Source organism: Pantoea sp. X-Soil-TKNS-1279, assembly GCF_059730565.1.
Genome location: NZ_AP035948.1, coordinates 2,955,171 through 2,967,120 on the forward strand (window position 1 = coordinate 2,955,171; position 11,950 = coordinate 2,967,120).

Genomic DNA, 11,950 nt, shown 5'->3' on the forward strand with positions numbered 1-11,950 from the left:
GCTCCGCCTCCGCTGACCAATAACCCTTTCCGCTAAGCTTTGCCAGTTGGCGTTAATGGCCGGTATCGGTACGTTTTACCGCATCGAGCGTCGCCATTTCACGTTCTCTGCCGGTCAGTTCACTCAGTTTGCCATCACGCATTTCCAGCAGACGGTCAGCATGGATAAAGTAGTGATCGTCATGGCTGATGGCGAACACCGTCTTGCCCGACTCCTGTAACCACGGCAGCAATTCACGATAGAAGATACGACGGAAGTGCGGGTCCTGATCGGCTGCCCATTCATCAAGCAGCAGGATGTCACGCTCCTCGGCTGCGGCCAACAGCAGCGCCAGACGTTTGCTCTGCCCTTTTGACAGTTGCAGGTTCAACACCTTGTTGCCTGCCAGCTTCAATTTATCCTGCATTTTCAGGCGTTCCAGCCACTGCTGCACCAATGCCGGATTGGCGGGCTTGCCTGCCCGGTTGATCAGGCGATCAAACAGATGCACATCTGTGAATACCGCGGAGAAGTGCTGGCGATACGCCTCCAGGTTATGCCAGTCAACCACCTTACCATCCAGCAACAGCGCGCCAGATTGCGGCTGGTACAGGCCGGTGAGCAGCATTGCCAGCGTCGATTTACCACTGCCGTTACCCCCAATCAGAAACACCAGCTCGCCACGTCGTAAAGTCAGGTTAATCGGCCCCACTTCGAAGCCATGTTCGCCATAATGGAAGCGCACATCGCGCAGCTCCAGCGTTTGCCAGTCACCAATCGCAGGCAAGTTTTTAAATTCCGCCTCATAGGGGGCGAGGTCAAAGGTATGGAGTTTGCGGAACGCCACCTGCGCGCTGAGCAAGGTCGGCAACGCCCCCACTGCCGCCAGCAGCGGCGTGCGCAGGAACAGCAACGTCAATGAATAGGTGGCAGCCACGGCGGTATTGGCCCAGCCAAGACCGTTAGCCATCCAGAACACGATGCCAATCGCGCCAAGCATCATAATGTTTGACCAGTTCACCGCGCTCAGGTGGAATGTATCGGCACGCACAATATGGTGACGATAGCTGTTGGCATTTTCCTGATAGACGTTGTCGTAAATCAATTGCGCGCGTTGACGGTTCAGCTGTAGCTCTTTACGTCCTTCAATGATGGTCTGATAGTCGCGATACAGGTCATCCTCCACCTCACGTAACTTAGCCATATGCTGATATACGCGTGACACCAGCAGCCAGCCGCCAACCAGAGTCACCACCAACCACACTGACGTTACCAGCAGCATTTTGGGTGAGAGCCACGCCATATACAGCGCAGAACCGAGGGTAATAATGATGCCCTGAATCAGTTCAGGCAGGCGCACAAAGGCGATAGTAATCGCGCGCACATCACTGGTCAGCCCGGCCAACAGTTGTGCGTTGCCGATCTGTTCAAGACGCTCCACGCGGGTGTCGAGAATACGCTTGATAAACTCCCCACGCAGACGCCAGACAAACTGATGCCCGAGCAACGTTAACGAAAGCTGTGAGCCCAGCGTCACCGCCATCAGCAAAAACAGTTGCAGGAGGAATTCTGGCAATACACCAACCGAGGTATTCACGGCCGTGATCAGCTCGCTATTGATCCAGGCGATCATGCCGATGCCAAGCGCGGCGCTGAGTAAAGTAAGAAGGATGACGCCAATAAAAGGCCAGCGGAACTGGCGATAAACAACCTGAAGCAGAGCCATTAAAAGGTTCCAGCAAGTAAAAAAGCAGCTAGCAGTTTAATGGGGCGTCAAATGATAGCAAGAATAATTCTCAACCCACCCTTGCCTCTGCCAGGTCCGTAGTAGCGCGATAAATCGCGTCACTACGAATTAATGCGCACGGCGGAATGTGAGGTTGTAGCGGAAGGCGCCCGCCTGCGGATGAACGCCGGGCTTGAGCGGCAGGATGCCGTGATAACGCAGGCGCGACGGACCGCCCCACACCACGATATCGCCATGCTCCAGCAGTACGCGTTGCGTGGCATCGCCGCGCTCAAAACCACCGAACTGGAAAACGGCAGGCAACCCGAGCGACACGGACACGATCGGCTGTCGCAAATCCTTCTCATCTTTATCCTGATGCAACGTCAGTTTTGCCCCCGGTTCATAACGGTTGATCAGGCAAGCATCAGGATTGAAACCACTGAATCCCGCCTCCTGTGCCGTCTGTTGCGCCAGCTCGCGGAACAGGGAGGGCATTGGCGGCCATTTATGACCGCTATGGTTGTCCTGCTCGGTATATTGATAACCACGCGAGTCGCTTGACCAGCCTAAATCACCGCAATTGGTCATCGCCACCGACATACGGTGTCCACCGGGGGTAATACGATGGGCAAACGGATTCTGCGCGGCGATAGCATATATTTCCGCCAGCAGCGCATCCGCCTGATCACGCGCGCGGCGACGCAGAATCACCGCCCCTTCTGCCAGCGGTTCCTGCCACGGCGCTTCTTCACTAAACAGATCCAGCATCTGCGCCTCCGTTATGGGTGGTCATCCACGGAAATCAGGAAGGATTTAAATTGGGGCGACATCCAGTGAGTAAAACCGTCGCCCTGTTTGGTGATCAGATACACCGCCAGATGCTCCTTCAGCGCCAGCGCTTTCGCGCGTTCAGTGCCCAGCACCATCAAGCCGGTATCCCAGCCATCGGCCTCCAACGCAGTGGTGGCAATCACCGTTGCCGACACCAGTTTATGCTCAATCGGTCGACCGGTACTGGGATCGATAACATGAGAAATACGTTTACCATCCAGTTCATAATAGTTGCGATAACTGCCGGAGGTGCTGATACCGTGGCCTTGTAAATCGACCCGCGCCTCCACCGCATTCTCACGATCGGTGGGTTTCTGGATCGCCACCCGCCACGGCTGGTTTTGTGCATTGTGACCCCGACTCAGCACCGCGCCGCCTACCGATACCAGATAATCGGTGATCCCTTGCTGCTCCATCAGGCGTGCCAGATGATCGGTAGCGTAACCCTCGCCCATAGTGGACAGGTCAACATACAAACCCGGCAGATCTTTTTGCAGCCACTGGCCGTTAACCGCCTGAATCACACGCAGATGTTGCAAACCCGTGAGCGCCTTCGCTGCTGCGATTGCAGCGTCTGACGGGGTATGCGCCGGTTGCTTTGTCGGACCAAACCCCCACAAATTCACCAGTGGTCCGACGGTGATATCCATAGCACCTGCGGTTTTTTGTCCAATACGCAAGGCCTCCGTCACAATATCCGCCATATCGGCACTGACCGGCTGTGGATCTGTGCCCTGATACTGATTGAAGCGCGACAACACCGAATCCGCTTTCCAGGTGGAGAGTTCACCATCATCATGGTCAAGCTGCTGCTGTATCGCTTGCTGAAGTGCTGCTTTACGTTGTTCATCCACACCGGCAACACTGACACGCCATACGGTACCCATGGTTTTACCTTCCAGTACCAGGCTTGCCCGGCTGGCGGTTTGGTCGCAACCGCTTACCCCGACCACAACCAGACAGGTCAGCAGAATATTCTTAAAACGCATCTAATCCTCATCTGTAACGCTTTAATAATGTCTATTTCAAAGCATAACTCGCTTGTAAATCAGGCTAAAGTCGCTTGAAGTCGGTGACAAGCTACCGCAGGATAACCCGTTCCTGCACAACCGCGAAGACCGGAGCGTGAGATGATCTATGCAATTCTTGTCGTGGCCGCTGGCCTGTTTTTCTACAGCAGCCTGAAATGCTGGCAACACTATCGCCACCGTCATCTGCGCGGGCGTTAAATTTTTGCACCAGAAAGACCCGCGTTGCACCGCTTCAGCGCTGGCGCAGTGTAGCAAAGCCAGGATGGCGCGCGTGGCGCTGAGAGCGGTGCTGTGGCACGAATTCTGCATCGTTGACGCTGAGTTGAATATCAGCGAGGCAGTAAAATGGAAAAGGCAAAAACACAACAGGATAAATGGCAACAGTGGCTGAGCTTCTCAGCATTCACGCTGGCGGGAGTAGCACTGGAAGGCAGTCTGCCCCCGGCTCAGCCTCAATTACAGCAGGCACCCAAAGCCAAAAAATGGCGTGCCATGCCATAAACGCCGCTATAAACCCAATTCACTCAGGCCCGGATGATGGTCCGGGCGTCGCCCCAATGGCCAGTGGAACAGACGCTGAGATTCAGCAATCGGCAAATCGTTGATGCAAGCGTAGCGCGTGATCATCAGTCCATCTGCACCAAAGTGCCAGTTCTCATTGCCAAAGCTGCGGAACCAGTTGCCGCTATCATCACGCCATTCATAGGCAAACCGTACCGCCAGCCGGTCATGATGCCAGGCCCACAACTCTTTAATCAGCCGATACTCCAGCTCGTTAGCCCACTTGCGTTGTAAAAACGCCACCACTTCGGATCGGCCATTGACAAATTCGCTGCGATTGCGCCAGCGCGTATCCTCACTGTAAACCTGTGCGACCCGCTGTGCGTCGCGACTGTTCCAGGCATCCTCTGCCATGCGGACTTTTTGCATGGCGCTCTGTTCATTAAACGGGGGAATCAGCATCATCGTCTCCTTGTATGTAGACAGATCTGTCTACTTGATTCATCCTGCCGTATGTAGACAATTCTGTCTACCCCATTTTATCGGTGACATTATGCTCGCACCCCTGATCTTCGATCCGCAGGCCTCCGCCCGCGATCGCATTCTCAACACCGCCCAACGTCTGTTTTATCAGCAGGGCATCCGCGCCACTGGCATTGATAAGGTGATTGCTGAAGCAGGCGTTACCAAAGTGACTTTTTACCGCCACTTTCCAGCCAAAAACGCGCTGATTCTGGCGTTCCTGCAACAGCGCCATCAACGTTGGATGAGCGCCTTTGGCACAGCGCTGGCGCAGCAGCCAGAATTGGTGGACGCCCTGCCCGACGCCCTGCTTAGTTGGTTTAATGAAGCGGATTTCCGTGGCTGTGCCTTTATCAACAGCGCAGCAGAGCTGGGGGATAGCCTGCCAGAAGCCAATGTTCTGATTATTGGCCATAAAAGAGAGATGGCGGCAGCGATCGGGCAGAAACTTAGCGCTGAACAGCGGGATAAGATCGGTCAGATTGTGTTGCTGGTGGAAGGCGCGATTGTGCAGGTGCAACTGGGTGAAGCGGTACTGGATACGATCGGGATGTTACGCGCGGCATTGAGTACACTGCTAAAAACCGGAGCGTGACCACGAGGCCACGCTCCACAACACTTCTTAGAACTGGTAAACCAGGCCCAGTGCTACGATGTCGTCGGTGTTGATACCGGCGGCCTGGGTGAAGTTGTTGTCGTCCAACAGGTTGATCTGGTAGTCAACATAGGTGGACATGTTTTTGTTGAAGTAGTAGGTCGCGCCTACGTCGATATATTTTTTCAGGTTCTGGCTGCCATAACCTTCGATGTCTTTACCACGAGAGGAGATGAAGGCCAGAGACGGACGCAGACCGAAGTCGAACTGGTACTGTGCAACCAATTCCCAGTTATCCGCTTTGTTGGCGTAGCCATAAGCTGAGGCATCGCTGGAACCGAAGCGGGTCGCATTATAAGAACGGGTGTACATTGCCGCCAGATAGATGTTGTTGGCGTCATATTTCAGACCACCGGTGTAGGCATCAGCACGATCGCCACGACCGAGGATACCCGCAGAACCGCCGTTCTGGTTGTTGGTACGGTCAGACGACATCATCGCAGCACCAACACCGAAGCCAGCACCGATATCATAGGTGGTGCTCAGACCGTAACCGTCACCGTTCTCACCCAGTACATCACGGCCAGATGAAGATTCAGTCGGGTTATCGTTTTTGCCCTGATACTGCACAGCAAAGTTCCAGCCATCAACCAGGCCGAAGAAGTTGCTGTTGCGGTAGGTGGCCAGGCCGTTGCTACGCTGGAACATAAAGTTGTCCGCACCGTAGGTGTCACCACCAAACTCTGGCAGGACGTCGGTCCATGAACCGATGTCATACAGCACGCCGTAGTTACGACCATAGTCGAATGAACCGGCGTCGCCGAATTTCAGACCAGCAAAACCAACACGGGTAAAGCTGTTAGCGGTGCCTTGTGACTCAGTGGTGTTCAGCGCAGCCTGGTACTCCCACTGACCATAACCGGTCAGTTGGTCGGTGATCTGAGTTTCACCTTTAAAACCGAAGCGCAAGTAAGACTGATCACCGTCACTGCTGTCGTTGTCGGAGAAATAGTGCAAACCGTCAACTTTGCCGTAGAGGTCTAATTTGTTGCCATCTTTATTGTAAATTTCCGCTGCATTTGCAGCGCCTGCTACCAAAAGCGCAGGAATCATCAGGGAGAGAACACGAAGTTTCATTTTATTACCCTCTGTAATGTGCCTTATTTATGCCACTGCGAGCTGAGCGAATAAAAATCAGCCGGCAATCCATTGTTATTTTATACCGGGCAATAATCTATCATGAAAATGATACTAAATTTCCAAAAGTGTTTCATTGTATTAAATAGATATTTCTAAATGTAAATTTAGGGGAACTAATAATCAGCACGCATCGGTAAAAAATATAGCACGTATTGATAAACCGTTTTTTTATCTTTTAAAATCAATAAAATGAATAACGCCCCCTTTCAGCACTGAATGATAAAACTTTTCAGCCATCAGAGAATACAATTACACCCGCTATCATCATTTATTTCATTATTACCTTCATTCACCCCGAATGAGATGTTTACCCTAAATTCCCGCCGGACATGATTGTCCGGCATTTTTTTATCCGCATTTCACTTCAATTTGTCATTTTCCGTAAACTTAGTTGACTGGGTACAATTAAGGCAATCCTGAGATCACATTAATTGCTTAATTCCGCACATTTTGTTTAATAATAAGATAAAAAAGCGGAATGTTAATTTCCGCCCGTAACAAAGTTAATTGGAATTATTTGCGGACTGCAATATTAACGTCTACGGATTACTTCTTCGAATTTATTCAGCGAGTTAAACCAACCCCTAATGATTGGTTTATAGCCGTTTTTATTTATAGTAGCTTCGGCGTCACAGATAATCAGTGCCAAAATAAACTAGCCATATCACGACCAGGACTTAAGCCATTATTTCCCGGTCAGCAACAGGGCCGCGCTCAGGCAAGTTTCTCATCAACTCGTGACAGACATCACAAATTCCTTTCTGACCACCCTGCGCTTTTTCAGCTAACCTTTTGAATCTACGTTAGATAATTTGAGTTAAGTTCAATCAACTCGCTTCCCCGACTCTAGGAAAGTTCTGGAAAAAAAATGCAGCGTCGTAAAAGTCGGTAAAATGCCCTCTTAATCCTGATTTTCGATGGCACGGTACGGGTCTTTAAACCCGCGCAGCACCTGCTGTTGCGGCGAGTTGATGCTAAAATCGCCCTTTTATATAGAGAAAGATAATAACCTCATGACAGCACTGGACGCCGCACAACAGCCACAAGACGCACGCCATCTGCACTGGTCAACCCGCACCGTATTCCTGATCAATGGTCTTGGCATGTCAGCCTGGGCTCCGCTGGTGCCGTTCGCCCGCGACCGCCTGCATTTATCCGGCAGTATGCTGGGCGCGTTATTGCTGTGCCTGGGTATTGGTTCTCTGGCCGCCATGCCGGTTACCGGCAAGCTGGTGGCTCGTTTCGGCTGTAAACGGGTGATGCTGTGCTCCACCGCGCTGGTGCTGGCGATGTTGCCGCTGCTGGCAACCTCCCACCACACGTTATTGATGGCGCTGACGTTGATGCTGTTTGGTGCCGGGTTAGGTACGCTGGACGTGGCAATGAACTATCAGGCGGTTGAGGTCGAAAAGGCTGCGCGCCGTCCGATGATGTCCGGCTTCCACGCCTTCTTTAGCCTGGGAGGCATTCTGGGGGCCGGGACGGTGAGTCTGCTGATGAGCGCAAGTTTGTCGCCGCTGGCTGCCGTTGGTGTGGTAATGCTGGTGATGGTGTTGCTGTTGCTGCGCAGCCAACCCGGCATGATGACCACCCGCCTGTATCAACCCGATCAACCCTGGCTGGTACGTCCGCGCGGCTGGGTGGCGTTTCTCGGCTTGCTGTGCTTTATCCTGTTTCTGGCGGAAGGGGCAGTTCTCGACTGGGGGGCGTTGTTGTTGTTACAAAGCCCGGAGATGACAACCAGCCTGGCCGGATTGGGTTACGCCGTGTTTTCTGTCGCCATGACGCTGGGGCGTTTCACTGGCGATAAGATTATTCAGCGTTGTGGTCGTTACCCGGTGATGCTGGGCGGTGCGCTGGCTGCCGCCGCAGGGATGACGCTTGCCGTGTTGATCCCCTGGCCGTTAATGGCGCTGCTGGCATTTCTGTTGGTCGGCTTCGGCCTCGCCAATACGGTGCCAATGTTGTTCAATGCGGCAGGAAATCAACACGATATGCCGTCAAATCTGGCGATTTCCGCCATGACAACCTTAGGCTATGCAGGTATTCTTTCAGGTCCGGCTTTGATCGGATTGATATCCCAGTGGATCAGCCTGAGCGGCGCATTTCTGCTTATCGCCCTGCTGCTGCTGGCCGTGGCTGCCAGTGCCCGACTGGTTGCGCGATAATTTCAGGTGCCTGAGACGCTATGCTGCCTTACAAATTCCCTCTGACATCCGGCAATGTGACCCGCTTTTTTGTGGTGTTCAACCTGGTGCTTTTTCTGGCGCTGGGCGCAATGGTCCACAACAGCGTCAACGCCTGGGTGACAGAAAAACGCTACGCCATGACCGATCTGGCCCGCGCCATGCAGAAACGCATCGATGCCTATCGCTTCGCCACCTGGCAGATCTATGAAAACCTTGCGACCAGTGCGGCTGGCTCTGCGCCGAACAGCAGTTTGCAGGAAACCCGTCTGCGCCCGGATGTCTATTATCTGGAAAAAACGCGCCGTAAAACCGAAGCGCTGATTTTTGGTTCTCACGATAGCAGCACGCTGGACATGACCATGCGCATGTCCAACTACCTCGACACCCTGTGGGGCGCAGAGAATCCAACCTGGTCGATGTATTTCCTCAATGGTCAGGATAATAGTCTGATCATGATCTCTACCCTGCCGCTGAAAGACATGGCGACACGGTATAAAGAAAGCGCCATCAATTCCCTGGTGGACAGTCGCCGTGCTGAGATGCTGCAACAGGCCAATGCGCTGGATGAGCGCGAAAGCTTTTCGCCCCTGCGTCATTTCGCCTGGCAGAACGATCACTACTTCACTCTGCGCACCACCTTTAATCAGCCGGGCCATTTAGCGACGGTCGTGGCTTTTGATTTACCGGTGAATGATCTTATTCCACGCAGCATGCCGCTGGAAAATTTCCAGTTGCGTCAGGACGCGACTCAGACCAGCAGCACCGATGACGAATCCAGCGAAAGTACGCATGTTTCGTTGGTAAACCCGAATCTGGAGATTGCCGCCTCGCTGCCCAGCACCTCATTGCAGCTGGTTTATCGTGTGCCGCTCACCAGTCTGGCGCTGGATACCCTGCGTAATCTGCTGTGGCCGCTGCTGATCAATTTGGTGCTGTTCCTGCTGTCGATTGCGGGGATCACCCTGCTGCGCCAGCAGTCACTGCGCCCGAATGAGAACCAAAGCGCTGAGCTGGACTCGCTGCGCATGTTGAATGAGGAGATTGTCGCCAGTCTGCCGGTCGGACTGCTGGTGTATGACTTCGCGACTAACCGCACTCTCCTCAGCAACAAAATCGCCGAACATCTGCTGCCGCATCTGAATCTGCAAAAAATCATCAATATGTCAGATCAGCATCAGGGTGTGTTACAGGCCACGATCAATAACGAAGTGTACGAGATCCGCCATGCCCGTAGCGTACTGTCGCCACATACCCAACTGTTTATGATGCGCGATCAGGATCGCGAACTGCTGGTGAACAAAAAGCTGCAAAAAGCCCAGCAGGTACTGGATCGTAACCACCAGATGCGCCAGCAGTTGATGCATAACCTCGGCCATGCGCTACATCGCCCACTGGAAAGTATGGTGATGCAACTGGTGCAACTCAGCCAGCGTGACGATGATGAAAGCGTGCTTGACCTGCTCGACGAAAGTCAGGGTCTGGCACGCCTGGTGGATGACATCGTGCTGCTTAATCGTCTGGAAGCACATGACTGGTCACCGGATGCCAGCCGTTTTAACCTGCAAGAATTGTTAGATGAGATCGCGCTGGAGAGTCTGCCGCTGCTGCGCCGTAAAGGACTGGCGTTAGTCGTGAATAATCACCTCGCCAATGATGAAATGCGCTTCGGCGATCGTCGGGCACTGCGAAAAGTGCTGACCACCCTGATGCATTACTCATTGACCACCACGCAATGGGGCAAGATCTCGCTGGAGATCAAAGCCAGCGAAGGCAAAGCAGACCGTATTCTGCTGCAACTGGTGGACACCGGCTCGGGACTGACCGTCGATGAGTTGTCCAATGTCGATTTCCCGTTCCTTGGCGATACCACCCAGGACCGCTTTGGTCAGGCATCGGGGATGGCTTTCTTTCTGTGTAAACAGCTGTGCAAGCAGATGGGTGGCACCCTGGAGATTGTGGCGAAACCGGATATTGGTACGCGTTACAATATTCAACTGCCGCTGGCGCTGGAGCAGCAAACCGAGCAGGAAGAGAAACTGCTGGAAGGCGTCAGCGTGCTGGTGGATATCGCGATGGAAGATGTGCACAAAATTGTTTGCCGCCACCTGGAGAACTGGGGGGCGAAATGCCTGACCTCTGACGAACGCTTGTCAGGGCAGGAACATGATGTGCTGGTCACTGACGATCCGGCCCGACTGAGTGGTTGGGCGTTGTTACTGGCCGGTGACGAAATGGGTCACCACGCACTCAATGATCAGCAGTTCCGTGTCAATTTTAATCTCAGCAATGCGCTGTTGGATGCACTACTGGCGTTGATCGAGAAGCAACTGGCCCATGATTTGATGGAGGAGAATAACGAAGATGAGACTGCCACACCGCTACTAAGCGGAGGCTATTTTCAGCTGTTTACCGAGACAGTACCGCCTGATGTCAAGAGACTGTATACTGAGGCGGCGGAGAAGGATTACCCCTCGCTTGCTCAGACAGCGCATCGCCTGAAAGGCGTGTTTGCCATGCTAAATCTGGTTCCAGGTAAACAGCTTTGTGAAGAGTTAGAACAGCACATTAAAGTATGTGACGATTCAACCATTAAAAATACCACCAGTGACATTGACACTTACGTCAATCAACTGCTGCAGCAAGGTAACCCATAAGATGAATAACTTGAATGTAATTATTGCCGATGACCATCCAATTGTTCTGTTTGGTATCCGTAAATCTCTGGAACAGATTGAATGGGTCAACGTTGTAGGTGAGTTTGAAGACTCAACAGCACTGATTAACAGCCTGTCCAAACTGGATGCCAATGTCCTGATCACTGACCTCTCCATGCCTGGCGAGAAGTACGGCGACGGTATCACCCTGATTAAATACATCAAACGTCACTATCCGGATCTCTCGATTATCGTTCTGACCATGAACAATAACCCGGCGATCCTGAGTGCCGTGCTGGATCTCGATATCGAAGGGATTGTGCTGAAACAGGGTGCACCAACTGACCTGCCCAAAGCACTGGCCGCGTTGCAAAAAGGCAAGAAGTACACGCCGGAAAGCGTCGCCAAGCTGCTGGAAAAAATCAGCGCGGGTGGTTACGGCGACAAGCGCCTGTCACCTAAAGAGAGCGAAGTTTTGCGTCTGTTTGCTGAAGGCTTCCTGGTCACCGAGATTGCCAAGAAACTGAACCGCAGCATCAAAACCATCAGTAGCCAGAAGAAGTCGGCGATGATGAAACTGGGCGTGGATAACGATATCGCGCTGCTGAATTATCTCTCTTCGGTCAGCGCCACGCAGGTCGATAAAGAGTAATCCCTGGCAGGCGGTGCTAACGCACCGCGTGTTCTTGATAAGACTATCCCGTAACGGCGCGATTTAT

General features: G+C 52.9%; 10 protein-coding genes. 5 read left to right on the top strand and 5 right to left on the bottom strand.

Annotated features, from left to right (window positions below; translation table 11 throughout):
- Window positions 1–52: 52 nt before the first annotated feature.
- The 3 genes from AC6I8N_RS13815 to apbE all read right to left on the bottom strand — a co-directional run bounded on the left by AC6I8N_RS13815 (window position 53) and on the right by apbE (window position 3,528).
- On the bottom strand, window positions 53–1,705 hold the full coding sequence (locus AC6I8N_RS13815) for a multidrug ABC transporter permease/ATP-binding protein (protein ID WP_208723935.1): 1,653 nt from the start codon (window positions 1,703–1,705) through the stop codon (window positions 53–55).
- 129 nt (window positions 1,706–1,834) lie between these two features.
- The gene (alkB, locus tag AC6I8N_RS13820; protein WP_021185040.1) at window positions 1,835–2,476 is read right to left on the bottom strand and encodes a DNA oxidative demethylase AlkB; all 642 of its coding nucleotides are present in this window, start codon (window positions 2,474–2,476) and stop codon (window positions 1,835–1,837) included.
- 11 nt (window positions 2,477–2,487) lie between these two features.
- Entirely contained in the window at window positions 2,488–3,528 is a 1,041-nt protein-coding gene (gene apbE, locus AC6I8N_RS13825; protein ID WP_497829300.1) for an FAD:protein FMN transferase ApbE, read from the bottom strand.
- 387 nt (window positions 3,529–3,915) lie between these two features.
- On the opposite strand from apbE, the gene AC6I8N_RS13830 reads away from it, so the two are divergent.
- The gene (locus AC6I8N_RS13830) at window positions 3,916–4,071 is read left to right on the top strand and encodes a hypothetical protein (RefSeq protein ID WP_497829301.1); all 156 of its coding nucleotides are present in this window, start codon (window positions 3,916–3,918) and stop codon (window positions 4,069–4,071) included.
- Between the two features lie 6 nt (window positions 4,072–4,077).
- Here AC6I8N_RS13830 and AC6I8N_RS13835 read toward each other — a convergent pair whose 3' ends face one another.
- Window positions 4,078–4,533: a nuclear transport factor 2 family protein gene (locus tag AC6I8N_RS13835; RefSeq protein WP_497830696.1), complete on the bottom strand. Its 456-nt coding sequence runs from the start codon at window positions 4,531–4,533 to the stop codon at window positions 4,078–4,080.
- Between the two features lie 91 nt (window positions 4,534–4,624).
- Here AC6I8N_RS13835 and AC6I8N_RS13840 point away from each other — a divergent pair, with 91 nt between their 5' ends.
- Window positions 4,625–5,188: a TetR/AcrR family transcriptional regulator gene (locus AC6I8N_RS13840; RefSeq protein ID WP_497829302.1), complete on the top strand. Its 564-nt coding sequence runs from the start codon at window positions 4,625–4,627 to the stop codon at window positions 5,186–5,188.
- Between the two features lie 27 nt (window positions 5,189–5,215).
- On the opposite strand, the gene ompC is transcribed toward AC6I8N_RS13840, so the two are convergent.
- Complete coding sequence (ompC, locus tag AC6I8N_RS13845) at window positions 5,216–6,325, bottom strand: porin OmpC (protein ID WP_497829303.1); 1,110 nt, start codon at window positions 6,323–6,325, stop codon at window positions 5,216–5,218.
- Window positions 6,326–7,401: 1,076 nt separating this feature from the next.
- Between ompC and AC6I8N_RS13850 the strand changes: the two genes are divergently transcribed.
- The 3 genes from AC6I8N_RS13850 to rcsB are packed head-to-tail and all read left to right on the top strand — an operon-like array spanning window position 7,402 to window position 11,883.
- Window positions 7,402–8,556, top strand: a complete 1,155-nt coding sequence (locus tag AC6I8N_RS13850) for an MFS transporter (RefSeq protein ID WP_497829304.1) — start codon at window positions 7,402–7,404, stop codon at window positions 8,554–8,556.
- 23 nt (window positions 8,557–8,579) lie between these two features.
- Window positions 8,580–11,231, top strand: coding sequence for a phosphotransferase RcsD (rcsD, locus tag AC6I8N_RS13855; protein ID WP_415174201.1), 2,652 nt, complete (start codon window positions 8,580–8,582; stop codon window positions 11,229–11,231).
- Between the two features lies 1 nt (window position 11,232).
- Complete coding sequence (rcsB, locus tag AC6I8N_RS13860; protein WP_013509853.1) at window positions 11,233–11,883, top strand: response regulator transcription factor RcsB; 651 nt, start codon at window positions 11,233–11,235, stop codon at window positions 11,881–11,883.
- Window positions 11,884–11,950 lie beyond the last annotated feature (67 nt).